This window comes from Xanthobacter nonsaccharivorans (genome assembly GCF_043194755.2).
GTDB lineage: Bacteria > Pseudomonadota > Alphaproteobacteria > Rhizobiales > Xanthobacteraceae > Xanthobacter > Xanthobacter autotrophicus_G.
Genome location: NZ_CM195526.1, coordinates 3,096,738 through 3,115,766, shown reverse-complemented (window position 1 = coordinate 3,115,766; position 19,029 = coordinate 3,096,738). Strand labels below are relative to the sequence as shown.

General features: G+C 68.4%; 16 protein-coding genes and 1 tRNA gene. 9 read left to right on the top strand and 8 right to left on the bottom strand.

The genetic code is table 11. The features are described from left to right. Positions 1-61: 61 nt before the first annotated feature. From V5F59_RS14340 to V5F59_RS14325, 4 genes are all read right to left on the bottom strand, one after another. Complete coding sequence (locus V5F59_RS14340; protein WP_393978624.1) at positions 62-1,069, bottom strand: zinc transporter ZntB; 1,008 nt, start codon at positions 1,067-1,069, stop codon at positions 62-64. A 94-nt stretch (positions 1,070-1,163) separates the two neighbouring features. After that, the gene (locus V5F59_RS14335; protein ID WP_393978498.1) at positions 1,164-2,543 is read right to left on the bottom strand and encodes a M20/M25/M40 family metallo-hydrolase; all 1,380 of its coding nucleotides are present in this window, start codon (positions 2,541-2,543) and stop codon (positions 1,164-1,166) included. Positions 2,544-2,797: 254 nt separating this feature from the next. Further along, the gene (locus V5F59_RS14330) at positions 2,798-3,229 is read right to left on the bottom strand and encodes an ANTAR domain-containing protein (RefSeq protein ID WP_393978496.1); all 432 of its coding nucleotides are present in this window, start codon (positions 3,227-3,229) and stop codon (positions 2,798-2,800) included. A 230-nt stretch (positions 3,230-3,459) separates the two neighbouring features. Next, positions 3,460-5,148 (bottom strand): helicase HerA-like domain-containing protein, encoded by a 1,689-nt coding sequence (locus V5F59_RS14325; protein ID WP_393978494.1) that lies wholly within the window; start codon positions 5,146-5,148, stop codon positions 3,460-3,462. 261 nt (positions 5,149-5,409) lie between these two features. On the opposite strand from V5F59_RS14325, the gene V5F59_RS14320 reads away from it, so the two are divergent. From V5F59_RS14320 to V5F59_RS14310, 3 genes are all read left to right on the top strand, one after another. Continuing rightward, a complete protein-coding gene (locus V5F59_RS14320) occupies positions 5,410-5,787 on the top strand; it encodes a hypothetical protein (protein WP_393978492.1) in 378 nt (125 codons plus the stop codon). Positions 5,788-5,874: 87 nt separating this feature from the next. Then, positions 5,875-6,282: a DUF4332 domain-containing protein gene (locus tag V5F59_RS14315; RefSeq protein ID WP_393978490.1), complete on the top strand. Its 408-nt coding sequence runs from the start codon at positions 5,875-5,877 to the stop codon at positions 6,280-6,282. A 125-nt stretch (positions 6,283-6,407) separates the two neighbouring features. Further along, a tRNA-Thr gene (locus V5F59_RS14310) sits at positions 6,408-6,483 on the top strand. Positions 6,484-7,061: 578 nt separating this feature from the next. Here the strand turns inward: V5F59_RS14310 and V5F59_RS14305 are convergent. The 4 genes from V5F59_RS14305 to V5F59_RS14290 all read right to left on the bottom strand — a co-directional run bounded on the left by V5F59_RS14305 (position 7,062) and on the right by V5F59_RS14290 (position 12,871). Next, positions 7,062-8,762, bottom strand: coding sequence for an amidohydrolase (locus tag V5F59_RS14305; protein WP_393978488.1), 1,701 nt, complete (start codon positions 8,760-8,762; stop codon positions 7,062-7,064). A gap of 267 nt (positions 8,763-9,029) precedes the next feature. Beyond that, complete coding sequence (locus V5F59_RS14300; RefSeq protein ID WP_393978486.1) at positions 9,030-10,490, bottom strand: FAD-binding oxidoreductase; 1,461 nt, start codon at positions 10,488-10,490, stop codon at positions 9,030-9,032. Further along, positions 10,487-11,656 carry an alpha-hydroxy-acid oxidizing protein gene (locus V5F59_RS14295; protein ID WP_509211099.1) on the bottom strand — a complete coding sequence of 390 codons (1,170 nt, stop codon included), beginning with the start codon at positions 11,654-11,656 and terminating at the stop codon, positions 10,487-10,489. The genes V5F59_RS14300 and V5F59_RS14295 overlap by 4 nt, the downstream gene beginning before the upstream one ends. Before the next feature lie 213 nt (positions 11,657-11,869). Continuing rightward, positions 11,870-12,871 carry a LysR family transcriptional regulator gene (locus V5F59_RS14290; RefSeq protein ID WP_393978482.1) on the bottom strand — a complete coding sequence of 334 codons (1,002 nt, stop codon included), beginning with the start codon at positions 12,869-12,871 and terminating at the stop codon, positions 11,870-11,872. Between the two features lie 290 nt (positions 12,872-13,161). Between V5F59_RS14290 and V5F59_RS14285 the strand changes: the two genes are divergently transcribed. The 6 genes from V5F59_RS14285 (at position 13,162) to V5F59_RS14260 (ending at position 18,965) form a co-directional block, all read left to right on the top strand. Next, positions 13,162-13,776: a UbiX family flavin prenyltransferase gene (locus V5F59_RS14285; RefSeq protein ID WP_393978480.1), complete on the top strand. Its 615-nt coding sequence runs from the start codon at positions 13,162-13,164 to the stop codon at positions 13,774-13,776. Between the two features lie 73 nt (positions 13,777-13,849). Next, on the top strand, positions 13,850-15,268 hold the full coding sequence (locus V5F59_RS14280) for a UbiD family decarboxylase (RefSeq protein ID WP_393978478.1): 1,419 nt from the start codon (positions 13,850-13,852) through the stop codon (positions 15,266-15,268). An 83-nt stretch (positions 15,269-15,351) separates the two neighbouring features. Next, complete coding sequence (locus V5F59_RS14275) at positions 15,352-16,392, top strand: ABC transporter substrate-binding protein (RefSeq protein WP_393978476.1); 1,041 nt, start codon at positions 15,352-15,354, stop codon at positions 16,390-16,392. Positions 16,393-16,499: 107 nt separating this feature from the next. Then, complete coding sequence (locus tag V5F59_RS14270) at positions 16,500-17,336, top strand: ABC transporter ATP-binding protein (protein ID WP_393978474.1); 837 nt, start codon at positions 16,500-16,502, stop codon at positions 17,334-17,336. Beyond that, complete coding sequence (locus V5F59_RS14265; RefSeq protein ID WP_393978472.1) at positions 17,336-18,109, top strand: ABC transporter permease; 774 nt, start codon at positions 17,336-17,338, stop codon at positions 18,107-18,109. The genes V5F59_RS14270 and V5F59_RS14265 overlap by 1 nt, the downstream gene beginning before the upstream one ends. Before the next feature lie 16 nt (positions 18,110-18,125). Then, the gene (locus tag V5F59_RS14260) at positions 18,126-18,965 is read left to right on the top strand and encodes a helix-turn-helix domain-containing protein (RefSeq protein WP_393978470.1); all 840 of its coding nucleotides are present in this window, start codon (positions 18,126-18,128) and stop codon (positions 18,963-18,965) included. The last annotated feature ends 64 nt before the right edge of the window (positions 18,966-19,029 follow it).

Sequence of the window (19,029 nt, the reverse complement as noted above, 5' to 3'; positions counted from 1 at the left end):
GTTCGGCGACATGGCCGCGACAGGCCGACGACGTTTCCGTAACGTCCGCCCCGGAGGGCTGTCAGATCCATTTCATGCGGCGGAACAGCCAGAGCAGGATGAAGCCCAGCACCAGCATGGCAAAGGCCAGCGCCCAGAAGGCTTCGGGATCGGTGTTGCCGGGAATGCCGCCCACGTTCATGCCGAACATGCCGGAGATGAGCGTCATGGGCGCGAACACCACCGTGACCACCGCGAGCACCAGCATGGACTTGTTCATCTGCTCGGCGCGTGTGTCCACCATCTGCTCGCGGATGACGGCGGCGCGCTCGCGCACGCTGTCCAGTTCCTCCGAGAAGCGGGCGACGCGGTCGGCGGCGTCGCGCAGGCGGTTTCGGTCCTTGGGCCCCATCCAGGGGTCGTCCTCCAAGGCGAAATGGTTCAGCGCCTCCCGCTGGGGGGCGATGTGCCGGCGCAGCTTGATGGCGACGCGGCGCAGCACCGCGAGCTTCGGCAGCAGCTCGGAAGAGTCGGTGGTGAGCACCGCATCCTCCAGCTCGTCGGCATCCTCGATCAGCGTGTTCACCACCGCGTCCACCCGCTCCACCAGCCGCATGGAAAGCTCGGCGACGAACTCTCCCTGGGCGCGCGGGCAACGGCCGCGGACCAGCGCGTCCTCGAAGTCGGCGATGGAGGAGAGGAAATCGTGCTGGACGGAGATGATGCGCCGCGCATCCACCCACAGGTGGATGGTCACCAGCTCCTCCGGCAGGGCGTTCCTCTGCAGGTTGATGCCACGCAGGGAGAGCAGGGCGCCGTCCACGAACATGGCGCAGCGCGGCCGGCACTGGTCCTCCAGCATGGATTCCTGAACGTTCGGGTCGAGACCGGCCGTTTGCCGCAGATAGGTCTGCGGCGCGCGGGGCAGGTGGCGGAAATGCAGCCAGATGAAGCCGCCTTCCGCCGACCGGTCCGCCGCATGGGCGGAAAGGGCCTCGTCCGGCGTCATGCGGACCGCGCTGCCCTTGCCGTCGAACCGCCAGGCGGACAGCAGGCCTTCAGTGTCGATCTTGCTCAAGGGGGCGATCATGCTCACGGGGGCGCTCCAACTCGGGACGCTGCTGCGCCTTCCTGACATGATTGCGCGACGCAAAAAAGTACCGAAGCGGAATGACGTTACGCCATCAGGCCAGGGCCTCGAGAATCCGCACCCAGCTGCGCGTGCCCTTGTGGAACGAGGTGAGGTCGTATTTCTCGTTCGGCGAATGCACCCGGTCGTCGTCGAGGCCGAAGCCGATCAGCAGGGTGTCCACGCCGAGCCGCGTCTTGAACTGCCCCACCACCGGAATGGAGCCGCCCGAGCCGATGGTGACGGGGGCGACGCCCCATTCCGCCTCCAGCGCGGCGGCGGCGCGGGTCAGGTCCGGGCTGTCGGCGGGGACGAGGAAGGCGCGCGCCCCCTCGCCCCAGGAGAAGACGGCCTTGCAATCCGCCGGCACGCGCGGGGCCACGAAGGCCTCGAAGCTCAAGCGGATCTTCTCCGGGTCCTGGTCCGCCACCAGGCGGAAGGAGATCTTGGCGGTGGCGCGGGAGGCGATCACCGTCTTGGTGCCGGCGCCCGTATAGCCGCCGAACATGCCGTTCACCTCGAAGGTGGGGCGCGACTGGACCTGCTCGATCACCAGGCGGTCGCCCTCGCCGGCGGAGATGGACAGGCCCACGGGGCCGAGGAAGGTCTCCGCCGTGAGGCCGAGGCCCTCCCAGCGCGCGCGCACCTCGGCCGGCGGCTCCACCACGTCGTCATAGAAGCCGGGCAGCGTCACCCGGCCGTTTTCGTCATGCGCCTCGCCGATGATGCGGGAGAGCACGTGGATGGGGTTGCGCGCGGCGCCTCCGAACAGGCCGGAATGCAGGTCCCGGTCCGCCGCCTCGATGGTCAGCTCGGCATGCAGGATCCCGCGCAGGGAGGTGGTGATGGAGGGGGTCTTGGGGTCCCACATGCCGGTGTCGCACACAAGGGCGACGTCGGCCTTGAGGTCCTCCGCATGGGCGGCGAGGAAGCCGGGGAGGTTGGGGGAGCCGCACTCCTCCTCGCCCTCCAGCAGCACGGTCACGTCCACCGGCAGGGCGCCCTGCGTGGCCTTGATGGCGCGCAGCGCCTCCAGGAAGGTAAACACCTGTCCCTTGTCGTCGCAGGCGCCGCGGGCGACGATGGTGCGCCGTCCGTCCGGCGTCGCGCCGAATCGCGGCGCGAAGGGCGGCGTCTCCCACAGCTCCAGCGGGTCCACCGGCTGCACGTCGTAATGGCCGTAGAACAGCACGCGCCGCGCCGCGCCCGTATCGGTGCGGGCGACCACCACCGGATGGCCGGCGGTGGGGTGCACCGTGGCGGTGAAGCCCAGCCCGGTGAGGGTCTCGGCCGCGAGCGCCGCCGCCGCCTTGCAGGCATCCGCATAGGCGGGATCGGTGGAGATGGAGGGGATGGCGAGGAAGGCGAACAGCCGCTCCAGGGAGGCGTCGAGCCCCGTGTCCACCTGCTGCAACGTCTCGGTCAATCCCGCCATCTGGCTCTCCGTCCCGGCTCGGCCGCGCGCGCTGCCGCTCCGCCCGGCGTGAATCGCCGTTCGGGAGCGGCCCGCCCGAGGCCCGCGATGATGGGGGATGCTGGCTGGCGGCGCCGCGTCTGGCAAGGTGCCACACGCCGCAGGCCCGGGAAGGCTTCAAAGGATTAGATCGGAGCGCGGGAAACGGCGCGCCTTGTCTCGGGCGCTGGCCCGGCCGCAGGCGGTCCCCCGAGGGGGCCGCCGGATCGAAGGCGTCAGCCCGCCGTGGCGAGGTCGACGGATGCCGGAAGGGGCGCGGCCACCGGGCGGGACAGCCGGCGTGCCCGCTGCATCACCGAGCCGATGCGGCGATAAAGGAGGCGCGGGGCGACGGGCGCCCCGAGAGCCGCATCATAGCCCGCGCGCCCCGCGGCCCGCACCAGGTGCTGGGCGGGCACTTCGGCCACGAGCACCGCAGGGATGCCGGCGCCGAATCGAAAGGGATTGGCGGGGGCGTCCTCCGGATCGTCCACATGGACGACGAGCACATCCGCGGCGCCATGCACGGAGGGATCGGACACTTCATCGATGGATGAGGCATCGCGCACCGAGCCCACGCCGAGGGCGGCGAGGGCGGAGCACATTGCCTGGCGACGTTCCATATGGGAATCGACAAGAAGAATGCGGGCAGTCGGCAACACCTTCATGAGGCGCTCCACTTCATCCGCGCCGATTTGGTCATCCGGTGAAGGACGATTCGCCTCTGGCGCGTATTGGTTACATTGTCGGTGCGACCCCGCAATCTCATCCGACATCTGAAAACGATACCGCCCCCGGCGGCCGGAGGCAACAGGAACCGTTAAGCCATGCGGCAGGACGGGGGCGGCGCGTGCGGTGCGGCAGGGCCGTTTGGCGGCCTACAACCTGCTCCCGGGAGCTACTTGCTGATGCTGCCGAGGATGCCGCGCAGGATGGCCTTGCCGAGCTGGGTGCCGACCTGGGATGCCACCGACCGCGCCACCTGCCGCACCACCACCTCGGTGGTGGACATGCGGGTGCTGGTGCGCGTGGCGGTGGTGCGGCCCGTCCCGGGCGCGGGCTGGCCGGTGCCGAGCACGCTGTCGAGCACCCCGCCCAGGAAGCCGCCGTCGGATGCGGAGGCCTCGCTGGGGCCCTTGCCCTGCGGCGCGGCCTTCTGCTGGGCGCGGGCCTGGAGCATCTCGAAGGCGGAGTCCCGATCCACTGCCGTGTCGTAGATGTGCCCCACCGGGCTTTTTGCCAGGATGGCCGCCCGCTCCGCCGCCGTCACCGGCCCGACACGGGCGGTGGGCGGGCGGATGAGGGTGCGCTCCACCATGGCCGGCACGCCGGCGCCCTCCAGCATGGAGACCAGCGCCTCGCCCTTGCCCAGCTCCATGATGACCTGGGCCGTGTCGAGGTCGGGGTTCGGCCGGAAGGTTTCGGCCGCGGCCTTGACCGCCTTCTGGTCGCGCGGGGTGAAGGCGCGCAGGGCGTGCTGCACGCGGTTGCCCAGCTGGGCCAGCACGCTTTCCGGCACATCCAGCGGGTTCTGGGTGACGAAATAGACGCCCACGCCCTTGGAGCGGATGAGGCGCACCACCTGCTCCACCTTGTCGAGCAGGGCCTTCGGCGCCTCGTCGAAGAGCAGGTGCGCCTCGTCGAAGAAGAAGACCAGCTTCGGCTTCTCGGGGTCGCCCACCTCGGGGAGGTGCTCGAACAGCTCGGACAGCAGCCACAGCAGGAAGCAGGCATAGAGCCGCGGCGCGCCCATGAGCTTGTCGGCAGCGAGGATGGAGATGGTGCCGTAGCCGGTGCGGTCCACCCGCATCAGGTCGTCGATCTTCAGTGCCGGCTCGCCGAAGAACTTGTCCGCGCCCTGGTTCTCCAGCACCAGGAGCTGGCGCTGGATGGCGCCCACCGACTGGGCGGAGACGTTGCCGTATTGGGTGGTGAGGCTCGATGCGTTCTCCGCCACATAGGCGAGCATCGCCCGCAGGTCCTTCAGGTCGAGCAGCAGTAGGCCCTGCTCGTCCGCCAGGCGGAAGACGATGTTGAGCACCCCCTCCTGCGTGTCGTTGAGCCCCATGAGGCGCGCCAGCAGCAGCGGTCCCATTTCCGAGACGGTGGCGCGCACCGGATGGCCCTGCTCGCCGAACAGGTCCCAGAAGATCACCGGGAAGCTGTCGGGCGCATAGGTGATGCCCACCTCCTTCGCCCGCTCCAGCAGGAAGTCCTTCTCCTCGCCCAGGGCGGCGATGCCGGAGAGGTCGCCCTTGATATCGGCCGCGAACACCGGGACGCCGGCCCGCGAGAAGCCTTCCGCCAGCACCTGCAGGGTCACCGTCTTGCCGGTGCCGGTGGCGCCGGTGACGAGGCCGTGGCGGTTGGCGAGCTTGAGGGTGAGCCAGGCGTCCTTCGTCGCCGCGCCGGTGGCGGCGGCCTCGCGCGTTCCGAGCTGGCAGCGGCCCACCAGGATGCGCCCGTCGGTGTCGGGGTTGACCGCGGGGGCGGCGGGGCCGCCAGCTGCCGCCCCGGTCGGTGCTCCGGCCGATGCGCCGGTCCTGGGACCGGTGGGGGAAGAGCGGGTCGAAGGGGCGCGGGCCATGGCAGCATCCTTGATGCGGCGGTCTCGAATCGGCCGCCGCGGTCGTCCTCGTCGAGGCGGAGTTTTCGCAGCCTTTCCGGCGAGGGGGCAAGCAAATTGCGCCGGGGGCGGGGAAGGCAGAAGGGCAGGGGCGGGGCAGGGGCCTTGCCTGCGGTCGCCCCAGCCTGCAATGTCTGCCCCGCTGCGGGGTGCGGCCCATGATGTCGGCGTGGGGCGGCGGCATGGAAGCCGGGCCCTGCGTGTGCAGCTTCTGGAGACGGCATGGACCAGCTGATCGCGCGGCTTGCGGAGCGCATCGGAGTGGACGACCGGACGGCGCAGGCCCTCATCGGCCTCGTCATCCAGTTCCTGGCGCGGGAGGCGCCGGACGAAGCCATGGAGCCGCTGTTCGCGGTCCATCCCTGGGCGAGGGCGCTGGCGAACGAGGCCCCGGAGGGGGACGTGCCCGCCGCCCAGCGCCATTTCGGCGGCATGGCCCGCCTGATGCGCGTCGCGGACCGGATGATGGCCCTCGGCCTCACCATGCCCCAGGTGCAGACCACCGTGCGCGAGACCGTGGACTATGCCCGCGAGACCGTCGGCCCCGAGGCGGTCGACACCCTGGTGCAGTCCATCCCCGGCCTGCGGCAGGTGGTGTGAGGTGGTGGGGTACGCCCGTTGACACGGCCGCAGGTTGTGGCTTGATCTTGCGGCCGGCCGGAGCGCCGGGCCAAGCAGGGGGTACGCATGTCCTATCCCATCATCGAGATCGAGGGAATCGGGCCGACCTATGCCGCCAAGCTGAAGGCCGTTGGCCTGTCCACGACCGAGGCGTTGCTGGAGGCGGCGAAGGCGCCAAAGGGTCGAAAGGAGCTCGCCGCGTCGACCGGCATCGAGGAGAGCCGGATCCTCAAGTGGGCGAACATGGCCGACCTGATGCGAATCAAAGGCGTAGGTGAGGAATATTCCGAACTTCTAGAAGCCGCGGGCGTCGACACGGTGAAGGAACTGAAGACCCGCGTTCCCGCCAACCTGTTGAAGGCATTGGTGGAAGCCAACGAGAAGCGGAAGCTGGTGCGGGCCCTGCCGACCCTGAGCATGGTGGAGAGCTGGGTGGCCAAGGCTAAGGAGCTGCCACCCGTCCTCACCTACTGATCACTGGATTCCAGCGCCCCGCTCGCCAAATGCGGGGCGTTTTTTATTCCCGTCTGTGGGCGGACGCGTTATCCTCCACCTCACCCTTGAAATGCGCGGCCCCTCCCCGTAAAGAAAACCCGCGTGCCGCGGTAGCTCAGCTGGTAGAGCAACGCATTCGTAATGCGTGGGTCGGGGGTTCGAATCCCTTCCGCGGCACCAGATGCCTCTCCGAAGACGTCCGATGACGTCAAATTCATCTGAAAAATCAAAGATTTAGCACCGCCTGAAAGTCTGGCTGGGTCCGCTGTGGTCCGGTTGAACCTCGCGCGTGGCGGCATCGCGGTCACGCGCACGGAGCCTCCGCATCGCCCCGTGCGGTTGCCCTGTTCTCAAGCCTTGGCGAGGATGAGGAGGCGTCTCTTGCAGCCGCCATGGAACGGCGCACGTGCCGCAAGGGCGAGGTCGTGGCTCGCGCCAGGCGACCTCGTTGGCGAAGAAGGAGTGCTGCTCGGTGAAGGGGAGGTGGGGGCGATGCGCGCCCTCACCTCCGTGGTGGTGTTCGCGGCCGCCAATGAGGACTTGCGCCGCTGGCTGCGAGACCGATCCGCCTCGCCGATGAGCTCCGCATGGTTCTCGCCCGGAGCAGGGCATTCGGCGGTCTTCATGAGGAAGCCCGGAACAAGGCCCGGCACACCGGCTCGATGCCCCGATACGCAGAGCCCATCCGCACCTTCATCCAGCTTCACCAAAGCAGAAGATGAAGAATGACGGCGCATCGTTGCGCATGCCCGGACCGTCTACTGTTCGTGGACGACCTTTCCATCGACATAGGTCGCGAGCACCTTCGTGTTCCTGAGCGTCGAGGGATCGATGGCCAGCGGATCGCGGTCGAGGATCACGAAGTCCGCGCGCTTGCCCGGCTCGATGCTGCCGACGATGTCGTCCATGCGCATCGCTGCCGCGGCATTGATGGTGTAGCCGGCCAGCATGTCCGCGACCGAGAGGCGCTCCTCGATGTTGAGGGTCTGCGCATCCTTGCCGCGATCCCGCCGGGTGGCGCCCACCTCCATGGCGATGAAGGGATCGTAGGGCGAGATGTCCCAGTCGCTGCCTGCCGCCACGAGCGCCCCGGCCGCCCGCAGGCTGCCGTAGGGATAGAGATAGCGGTAGCGCTCCGGCCCGAGATAGGGCTCCAGCGGCCCTACGTTCGAGGCGTCGCGCTTGCCCCATTCGAACTGCACGTTGGCGATGACGCCGAGTTCCGCGAAACGGGCAAAATCGGCGGGATCGACCAGTTGCAGGTGGGCGATCTGGTGCCGGTTGTCCCGCGCGCCGTTGGCGGCGCGCGCGGCCGCGAACGCATCGAGGCTGGCCCGGACCGCCCGGTCGCCGATGGCATGCACGTGAACGGTCAGGCCCGCCTTGTCCAGCTTGGTGATGAGGGAGTTGAACGGCTTCGGCTCGAAATAGAGATCGCCGATCGTGGCGGTCGGCTTGCCGTTGGCGTCGAGATAAGGCTTGAGCACCGCGGCGGTCTGCGCCGGAAATTCCAGCACCCCATCGGCGAAGACCTTCACCGAATCGGCGCGCAGCCAGGCGGGGTCGAGGGTTTCGCTGCGTGTCGCCGAGACGATCTTCGCCACGGCCGCGTCGCTGTCGTCGCTCAGGTCCTCGATGAAGTGCGCGCCCCGGACGCGGACCTTCAGCCGCCCCTCGCGATAGAGCTTCTCGAAAACGGCGAACTCCACCGGCGTCAGGGCGGCATCGGTCACGGCCGTCAGCCCGGTCGCGTTCATGCCCTTGATCGTCTTTTCCAGGAGATCGGCCATCTCCGCGGTGGTCGGAATCGGCAGCAGCTTGGAGGGGCCGATCAGCGCGGCGTCGGTCAGGACTCCGGTCGGTGCGCCGGTGGCGTCCCGCAGGATGCGCCCGCCCTGAGGGTCCGGCGTCTTCGCGGTGATCCCCGCCAGCGCGAGCCCGCGGGTGTTCATCCACATGGTATGGCCGTCATTGCCGACGATGGCGAGCGGACGGGTCGCCTCCACCGTGTCGATGTCCTTGGCCGAGGCATCGAAGCCGTAATTGTAGAGCTGGACCACCTCCAGCCAGGCGTCCGGGCCGCCGGGGCGTTCGGCGAGGCACTTGCGGATGACCGGCGTGATCTCTTGCAGCGTCGGCTTCACGCCGGCGAGGGAGCACTTGGCGGCATTGACCGCGCCGATCACCGGATGCGAGTGGGCGTCGATCAGGCCGGGCATGACGAACTTGCCGCCGAGGTCGACGACGCGCGTCTGCGGCCCGATGAGCGGCTTCATGGCCTCGTCGTCGCCGACCGCGGCAATGGTGTTGCCACGGACCGCGAACGCGGAGCGGATCGACCGCGCCGGATCCGCCGCGTAGACCTTTCCATTGCGCAGAACGAAGTCCGCGGGCGTTTCCGCCTGTGCGGCCGACAGACCGACGAGCAATGTGACCGCAGCCCGGAGAGCGTTCCGCACTCCTGAATTCAGAACCGCCCCCACCGACACCCCCTCTCGCTGTCCCGGCCAACGGGACCGGCCATGGCTCGGCCCGAGATACCCTCGGACCACGAATATGCCGCGGCCGAGGATAGCTTACGTCCGATCAGGAAGGCGGCCCGCATTATGCTTACTACTTATCGCGGCATGGCGGCCCATCACAATCCGGTCCAGTCGTCCGTCAGAGGGGGGGAGCCTCGTTCCAGATGATGCGCGCGCGCCGGCACCCTCGCCCGGCGTGCCGGCTCACTCTCGCGGAATGTCGCGCAGGACCTTGCCGGGGTTCATCAATCCGAGTGGGTCGAGCACCTGCTTCAGCGTGCGCATGAGGTCGAGCTCGACGGCGGATTTGTAGCGCTCGGCCTCCGATGCCCGCAGCTGGCCCAAGCCATGCTCGGCGCTGATGGAGCCGCCGAACTCGGCCACCACATCATGGACAAGGCGGTTGATCTCGGCGGATTTCTGCCGCCATTCCCCATCGGACCAGTCGGCCGGGACGATGGGATTGTAGTGCAGGTTGCCGTCGCCCACGTGGCCGAAGGTGAACGGCTCGATGCCGGGAAATGCCGCCGTCAGCGCCGCATCCGCCCGGGCGATGAAGTCCGGGATCACCGAGACCGGGACGCTGATATCGTGCTTCACGCCGCGTCCCGCATGCTTCTGCGCTTCCGCCTGGGCCTCGCGCAGCTTCCACAGGCGTTGGCGCTGCTCATGGGACGCGGCAATCACCGCATCGGCGACGAGGCCGTCCTCCAGTCCGGCTTCCAGCACGGCCTCAAGTGCTGTGCCAAGCGTATTTCCTGCCTCCTGTCCGCTCGCTTCCACCAGGAGATACCAGGCGTGGCGCGAGCTGAAAGGGGAGGCGAGGCCGGGCACCGCGGCGATGGCGTGGTCGAGGCTCGATGCCCGCATCAGCTCGAAGGCTGAAAGGTGCTCTCCCAGACGCTCCCGGGCGAGGCCGAGCAGACGGATGGCGGCGGGAACGTCCGGAATGGCGGCCATGGCGGTGGCCACGGCGCGGGGGCGCGGGAACAGGCGCAGCACGGCCGCGGTGATGATGCCGAGCGTGCCCTCCGAGCCGATGAACACCTGCTTCAGGTCATAGCCGGCATTGTCCTTCCTGAGGGCGCGCAGGCCGTCCCATATGCGCCCGTCGGGCAGCACCACCTCGAGGCCAAGGGTCAGGGCGCGCATGTTTCCGTAGCGCAGGACCTGCGTTCCCCCCGCATTGGTGGCGAGGTTGCCGCCGATCCGGCAGGAGCCTTCGGAGGCGAGGGAGAGGGGAAACAGCCGGTCGATGCGCTCGGCCTCCGCCTGGGCGTCGGCGAGGGTCACGCCGGCTTCCAGGGTCAGGGTGTCATTGTGCCGATCCACGGCGCGCACGCGGCGCATGCGGTCGAGGGAAATGAGGACCGACGAGCCTGAGCGGTCGGGCTGGGCACCCCCGGCAAGGCCGGTGTTGCCGCCTTGCGGCACCATCGGAATGCGGGCTTCGGCGCAAATGGCCACGGCCCGCGCCACCTCCCCGGTGGAGGCGGGGCGCAGGACGAGGGCGGCCTCCCCCCGGAAGGTGCCGCCGAAGGAGGTGAGGAAGGGATCGGTATCGCCGGGCAGATCGAGGAAGCCGGCGGGGCCGACCGTCTCCTTGAGCCGTGCCAGCGCCGCGGGGTCCGGCAGGGGGCGCGAGGTGTCCCGGGATGCGGTCACGATACGCTGCCCGAGGTCTGGAACGCATAGGCGCCGCGATGGCGCCGCTCGGCGTGGGCGAGGGCGGGGAGATCCGGCGCGCCGATCTGGCCCATGGCGACCTGGAGCTCCTCGGTGAGGAGCTCCGCCACATAGTCCGCGCCGGCGTTGCCGATGCCCGCAAGGCCGATGAGGAAGGCGCGGCCGCAGAAGGTGCCGTGCGCTCCGAGAGCCAGCGCGCGGGCGACGTCGAGGCCCGATCGGATGCCGCTGTCGAACAGGATCGTCGCTCGGCCTCCCGCCACCGCGGCGATGGCGGGCAGCACGTCGATGGCCGCGGGTGCGGCATCGAGCTGGCGCCCGCCATGGTTCGAGACGAGGATGCCGTCCACGCCGATGGCGATCGCTTGCTCCGCGTCGGCGGGATGCATGATGCCTTTCATCACCAGGGCGCGGGGCCAGGCATCGCGCAGGCGCTTGACGGCCTCCCAGGAGAAGGTGCCCTTGATCTCGCTTTGCACGAAGCCTGCGGTCTTCGGCAGGGTCGCGGGCGGCTCCACATAGGGCGCCATGTTGGCAAAGGCGGGCGTTCCCGCCTTCAGAAGGGCGAGGGCCCAGGGCCAGGCGAAGGCCACATCGCCGACCGTGCGGGCCGTGGTGCGGAAGGGCACCACGAGGCCGTTGGCGAGGTCCCGCGGCCGTTTCGAGCGCACCGGCGCGTCGAGCGTCGCCACCAGGGCGCGCGCGCCGGCAACCTCCGCGCGGCGCACGAGGTCGAAGGTGACGAGGTGGTCGCGACCGGGCAGGCCGTAGAGCTGGAACCAGGTGCAGTCCCCCGCCAGCGCCGCCACCTCCTCGATGGAGGCGCCGGCCAGCGTGCCGACGATGTAGGGAATGCGGGCCTTGTGCGCGGCCTTCGCCAGCAGCTTTGTCGCGCCGGGCCAGACGAGGCCGTCGACGCCGACAGGGGAGATGCCGATGGGCGCGCAATAGCGGGTGCCGAACAGCTCCACTTCGGTCCGCACCGGTCCCGGCGCGCCGTAGCGCGGCACGAGCTCCACCCCATCGAGGGCGGCGCGGTTCCGGGCCACGCCGATGTCCGCGCCGGTGCCGCCGTCCAGAAAGTCATAGGCGAAGCGCGGGATGCGGCGGCGCGCGGCCCGCTCCAGATAATCGAGGGTCGGCATGCGCTGCCTCAGGCGCGCGGCCGCGCTTGTGCCCGAACCCGCGCCCCAGGCGGCGGCGGCAGCCGGCGGGCGCTGTACCTCGTGCGAGATGTTCGTCAAGGCCGCTTCCTCCAAAGCACGATCCGATCAGCTTGCATGGCCATCTGATCGGATCGCGCCGCTGCTGTTCTGTTTGCGTCTTGGTAGATCGCTGGAGGTCATCACCGCAAATAATTACGTGTTATTGGAGTGATCATTCAGGTTGATTTTACGCCTGTTCCCGCCCGGCCGCCGGGCACGGGATGCGCCTGCCGAGGCAGGGTGCACGAAGGTCGAGGCGGAGGTCGCCGCGTCCACGAGATCCTGCCGGATCACCTCCACCACCGCATGCGCCGCCGGCGAGATCGCCCGCCGGGGATGATGCACGACGGCGATGGAGCGGGTCAGCCGCGGCGCGTCGAAATGATGGGCCTGCACCCGCCCCCCCGCGAGGGCCTGGTGCAAGGCGATGGTGGGCAGCACCGTGACGAGATCCGTCGTCGCGACCACCTCGCAGATGGCGGAGAGGGTGTCGATCTCGATGCGCGGTTTCAGCTCGATGCCGGCTTCCGCGGCCTGCGCGTCCAGGATCGCCCGCAGGCCGTGGCGCTTCGACGGCATCACGAGATCGCGCCCCGCGAGGTCGGCGAAGCTGAGGTGTGCCGGCACCCGCAGCGGGGAGTCCTTGCGGGCGGCGAAGACCATCTCCTCATCGAGGATGTGGTGGGAGGCGAGCCCTCTCTTCTGCCGCGGGACATTGATGATGGCGAGGTCGAGCTGGCCGGTGGTCACCCAGTCCATCATGGTTTCCGTGTAGCCCTCGCAGGCCGACAGCTCCACCTCCGGATAGCGGGCCGCGATGGTTGCGGAGGAATTGGCGAGCGTGCTCTGCGCCACCGAAGTGATGAGGCCCACCACCACCCGGCCGGACACCCGCCCGTCGAGCTGCGCCATCTCCTGCATGGCGTGCTCCACATCGCGCACGATGGGCGTGATCAGCCGCACGAGGGCGTCGCCCGCCTCGGTCGTGGAGACGCCGTGGGCGCTGCGGTCGAACAGCTTCTTGCCGAACTCCGCCTCGAGCTTGGCGATCTGCATGCTGAGGGCGGGCTGCACGATATTGAGCTGGCGGGCCGCCCGCGTGACATTCCCGGTTTCGGCCAGGCAGAGGAAATACTGCATCTGCCTCAGATCCATGGCGTGCCTCCCTCCGCAGTCGCAGCGCCCGGCCGCTGTGCGGCCATCGCATGATCATCGTAGGTGATTGTCATGATAATCAATCATTATTTGAAGTGATTATCTGACTTGTCTATCACTCCATCAACGGCATCCCGAGGTGCCATGCGCCGAGAAGGCAAAATAGCCCACAGGCGCGGGAGGAGGACGCAGCAGGACGGCGCGGCGCCAAGGGCGCCCGGTGTCGATTTCCGTGCCCTCTGTCGAGCCATTGTCCCCGCCGCACCGCGGCTGGAAGCGGAGGTTTCGCCATGCTGGATCACAAGCGGCTCATCATCGGCATCTCCGGCGCGTCCGGGGTGATGTACGGCGTGCGGATGCTCCAGCTTCTGCGCAATGCCGGGGTGGAGACGCACCTCGTCATGTCGAAGACGGCGGAGATCACCTTCGCCTACGAGACCGACCTCAAGATCGCCGACGTGAAGGCGATGGCGGACGTCTGCCATTCCATCGACGACATGGCCGCCTCCATCTCCTCCGGCTCGTTCCGCACCATGGGCATGGTGGTGGCGCCATGCTCCATGCGCTCCATGTCGGAGATCGCCTCCGGCGTGACCACGACGCTTTTGACCCGCGCCGCCGACGTGGTGCTGAAGGAGCGCCGCCGGCTCGTGCTCATGGCGCGCGAGACGCCGCTTCACACCGGCCACCTGCGCACCATGACGACCGTGTCGGAGATGGGCGCGATCATCGCCCCGCCGGTGCCCGCCTTCTATGCCAAGCCCGAGAGCCTCGACGACCTCATCGACCACACGGTGGGCCGCGTGCTCGACCTGTTCGACATCGAGGTCGGCGTGGTGCGCCGCTGGGGCGAGGACGCGGACCTCAAGCGCCGGGCGCCGGCCCTGCGCCAGGTCAAGTCCTAGCCCGGTCAAGCTCTGGCCCTGCCACCTCCTGCCGTTTCAGGCCGCGCCTTTCCTTTCATTGGATACCCCTCCCATGTTCGAGACCCGACCCCGCCCCGCAAATGCCCAGACCCCCGCGGACCTGCGTGCCTGGCTGGCCGAGCTTGCGGCCCGCGGCGAGCTGGCCGTGGCGCGGGAGAATGTCTCCCTGATCGACGAACTGGCGGCGGTGGCCAAGTGCGTCGAGCGGGAGAAGGCGGTGCTGTTCCCGCGCCCGAGCGGTCATGACATCCCGGTGGTGGTGAACCTCTTCACCCAGCGCAGCTGGGTCGCCGATGCCCTCGGCGTGAGCGAGGCGGAACTGCTGCCGCATTTCCTGGCCGCCGCCAGCGATCCCCTGCCGTGCGTCGAGGTGACCTCGGCCGCCGCGCAGGAGGTGGTGCACACGCAGGTGGACCTGCTGAAGCAGCTGCCCATCCCCAAGCACAATGAGCTCGACAGCGGGCCCTACATCACCGCCGGCCTCCTCATTTCCCGCAACCCGGTGACGGGGGTGCAGAACGTCTCCATTCACCGCTGCCAGATCAGCGGGCCGGACCGCATCGGCGTCCTGCTGTTGCCGCGTCATACGCTGGCCTACTACCGCATGGCGGAGCAGGCGGGGCAGGGGCTCGAGATCGCCATCGTCATCGGCGTCCACCCGGCGCTGCTCCTCGCCTCCCAGGCCATCGCCGCCCTCGACGAGGACGAGATGGACATCGCAGGCGCCTTGCTCGGCCGCCCGGTGGAGGTGGTCAAGTGCAAGACCAATTCGGTGCGTGTTCCCGCCTCCGCGGAGATCGTGGTGGAAGGCCGCATCCTGCCGAAGGTGCGCGAGCCGGAAGGTCCGTTCGGCGAATTCCCGCAATATTACGGCCCGCGCGCCGCCCGCGAGGTCATCCAGGTGGATGCCGTCACCCATCGCCGGCATCCCATCTTCCACACCATCGTGGGCGGCAGCTTCGAGCATCTGGTGCTGGGTGGCGTGCCGCGGGAGGCGACGCTGCTGCAGCATCTCAAGCGCTCGTTCCCCAATGTGCTGGACGTGCGCCTCACCCGTGGCGGCACCTGCCGCTACCATCTGGTGGTCAAGATCGACAAGGTGAGCGAGGGCGAGCCCAAGAACATCATCATGGGCGCCTTCGGCGGCCACTACGATATCAAGCAGGTGGTGGTGGTGGACAAGGACGTGGACATCTCCAGCGCCGACGAGATCGAATGGGCGATCGCGACACGCTTCCAGGCGGATCGTGACATGGTGGTGGTCGCCGGCGCCCAGGGCTCCAAGCTCGACCCGTCCACCACGGACGGCATCAGCGCGAAGCTCGGCCTCGACGCCACGGCGCCTCTGTCCGACGATCCGCTCGCCTTCCGCCGCATCCACGTGAAGGGCGAGGAGGACGTGAAGCTGGCGGAGGTTCTGGTGAAGGACCCGAATGCCGCCTTCGCCCGCATCGTCGCGCAGGTTTCCTGAAGCGCGCTCCCCGCGGGCGCACCAACTCGACCAAAGAAGCCGGGCGCCTCAGGCGCACCGGACATGAGACCGGGAGGAACCAGATGTTCAAGAGGACGACACGTCACCTTCTCGCTGCCGGAGCGCTCGCCGCCACCCTGGCGGGGGCGGGTGCGGCCCAGGCGGCGGACAAGGTGAAGGTGGGCATCAACAATGTGATCTCCGACGTGGTCTTCCACCTCGGCGTCGAGCGGGGCATCTTCGCCGAGCAGGGGCTCGAGGTGGAGCTGGTGACCTTCGATTCCGGCCCGAAGATGATCGCGCCTCTCGGCGCGGGCCAGATCGACGTGGGCGCGGGCGCCTCGTCCGCCGGCCTCTACAATGCCGCCGCCCGTGGCATCGACATCAAGGTGGTGGCGGACAAGGGCTCGACACCGGCCCATTACGACTACATGCCGCTCATGGTCCGCAAGGACCTCGTGGACAGCGGCAAGGTCAAGACGGTCGCGGATCTCAAGGGCATGAAGGTGGGCTCGGTGGGCCCCGGCGCGGCCACCAATGCAAAGCTTGCCCACATCCTCGGCAAGGCCGGCCTCACCTACAAGGATGTGAGCCACAACTACATCGGCTATCCGCAGCAGATCGCCGCCTTCACCACCGGCGCCATCGACGCGGCCATCACCACCGAGCCGTCGGCTACGCAGGCCCTGAACAACAATGTTGCGGTGCGGTTCGTGGTGGACGGCTATCCCGACCAGCAGGTGGCCGTCCTGCTCTACGGCGGCGACTTCATTGCCAAGCGGCGCGACGTCGCCCAGCGCTTCATGAACGCCTATGTGAAGTCCGCCCGCATCTTCAGCGATGCCACCGCCGGCGGCCGGTTCGACGGCAAGGGCGCGCCCGAGGTCATCAAGACCATCATGCGCACCACCGGCCTGAAGGACGCCGAGCTGTTCGCGAAGATGATCCCGAACGGGATCAACCCCAACGGGGAAGTGGACACGGCCAGCATGGCGGAGGACCTCAAGTTCTTCACCGAGAACGGCTACCTGGAGCGCCCCGCGAAGGTGGAGGACGTGGTGGACCTGTCCTTCGCCAGGAACGCGGTCAAGGCGCTCGGCGCCTACAAGGCCGCGCAGAACTGACTTCGACAGGGCACCGGCCGTCCGGTGTCTGCTTGACCACAAGAACAAGAAGACCCCGAAGCGCTATGGCGCGCGGGGCGCGATGATGGACGGGGAGGAATGATGTCATGGCCGTCGTCAGTATGTTGAGCCCGAAGCCGAATGCAATTCAGCCCTCGGTTCCGGTGCAGATCTCGCTCCGGGATGTGCGTAAATATTTCGGGTCCTCCGGTTTCGTGGCCGTGGACGGCATCGACATCGACATCCCCCAGGGCCAGTTCTTCGTCATCGTCGGCCCCTCCGGCTGCGGCAAGACCACGCTCCTGCGCATGCTCGCGGGGCTGGAGAGCGTCAGCGAGGGCACCATGGACATGCACCGGATCGACCCGAGCCGGCCGGAGAATTCCATGGTGTTCCAGGGCGACAGCCTCTTTCCCTGGATGACCGTCTACGACAACGCCGCCTATGGCCTTCGGATGCGGGGCGTGCCGGAGAAGGACGTGGAGGAGAGCGTCAAGCTCTGGCTGGAGCGCATCGGCCTCTACCGCTTCCGCGACCGCTACCCGAACCAGCTGTCCGGCGGCATGCGCCAGCGTGTCTCCATCGTGCGCGCCTTCGCCAACGATCCGGAAATCCTGCTCATGGACGAGCCGTTCTCGGCCCTCGACGAGCAGAACAAGATGCTGCTGCACGAAGAGCTGCTGCGCATCTGGGAGGCCACCAAGAAGACCGTGGTCTTCATCACCCATTCCGTGGACGAGGCGGTGACGCTGGGCGACCGCATCATGATCATGACCGCCAATCCCGGGCGGGAGAAGGCCATCATCGACGTGCCCTTCGCCCGGCCCCGCAATGTGCTGGAGCTGCGCCACGATCCGGCCTACGGCGACCTCGTGTTCCATATCTGGGAGCAATTGCGGGAGGAGGTTCAGCGGGCGCGCATGAATGCCGAGGGAGGCAAGTGATGGCGAAGAAATCCACCTTCGGTCTCGGCGACCGCTTCATCGGCCTCCTCACCCCCCTGGTGCTGCTCGGCATCTGGGAGGCGGCAGCCCGCACCGGGCTCATCGACGCCCGCTTCTTCCCGGCGCCGTCGAGCATCGTGCACACCTTCGGCGCGCTCATCGCCTCGGGCGAGCTGTGGACCAACCTCGTGGCGAGCCTGCGCCGGCTGGCGCTCGGCATGCTGGTGGGCGGCGTGCCGGCCCTGTTCCTGGGCCTTGCCATGGGCATCTCCCGGCCGCTGCGCGCCGCCGTCGATCCGCTCATCTCGGCCACCTACCCCATCCCGAAGAGCGCCATCCTCCCCCTGGTGCTGCTGATCTTCGGCCTCGGCGAGATGTCCAAGGTGGTGATGGTGGCGCTGGGCGCCTTCTATCCCATCCTCATCAACACGGTGATGGGGGTGGCGAACATCGACAAGATCTATCTCGACGTGGGGCACAACTTCCGTGCCAGCCGCTGGCAGGTGTTCCGCACCATCGCCCTGCCGGGCGCGTTGCCTTCCATCATGGCGGGGGTGAAGCTGGCGATGGGCATGGGCCTCATCCTCATCGCCATCTCGGAGATGGTCGCCGCGTCCGATGGCATCGGCTTCATGATCTGGAATGCGTGGCAGGTGTTGACCGTGGACACCATGTATGTCGGACTTCTGGTCATCGCGCTTCTCGGCTTCATCTTCTCGACCATCCTGGATGAGGTGGAGCGGATGCTGATCCCCTGGAAGGCGAAAGCCTGACGCCGAGAGAGGCCGCATGTCCCATGCCCTTCGGATAGCGCACGGCGCGTTCGGCCGGGTGGCCCTGCTCGACATGGACCGCTCATTGGTGCGCCATGCCCATCCCCACTGTCATGTGCTTCTGAAGGTGGAGGGGGCGGATACGACCTTCGCGGTCGGTGAGGGGATCGTTCCCCTCACCGACCGCAGCTGCGTTCTGGTGAACGGCTGGGAGCCGCACGCTTATGTGCATGATCCCGAGCGGCCGAAGACGCTCATCCTTGCCCTCTATATCGAGCCCGAATGGCTGAAGACCTTCCGCCCCGGCTGGGGGGCGTCGGGCGTTCCGGGCTTTTTCGAGCAGCCGCGCGGCGAGATTTCCCCCCGCATCCACCGGCTCACCCACGACCTTGCCGCGGCCATGATGGCCGAGCCCGACGCCAAGACGGTCCATGAGGCGCTGCTCGCCGACCTGATGATCGCGGTGGTGGAGCGCTTCACCCCCTGGCGCACCTTCTCCATCCGCGCCCTGGACGGGCAGCGCCGCATGGACTGGCGCATCCGCCGGGTGGTGGAGGGCATGCGCGCCAACCTCGCCGACGATGTGGACACGGCCGTTCTCGCCAGGGAGGCCGGGCTGTCGCGCGCGCATTTCTTCCGCCTGTTCGAGGCCTCCACCAACGTGCCGCCGCGCATCTATCTCAACGTGATGCGGGTGGAGGCGGCGGTGGCCGCGGTGACGAGCGTGGATGACAGCTTCACCGACATCGGCGAGCGGCTCGGTTTCGCCGCGCCCTCCCACTTCACGCGCTTCTTCCGCGACCATACGGGCGTGACGCCCAGCGCGTTCCGGGCGATCTCCCGCATGGCGCTCTGAGGGGTGCGGCCCGGCCGGGCGATGCTGCATCCGCTCAGGATGCCCCCCGCATTCGCCGCAGCGC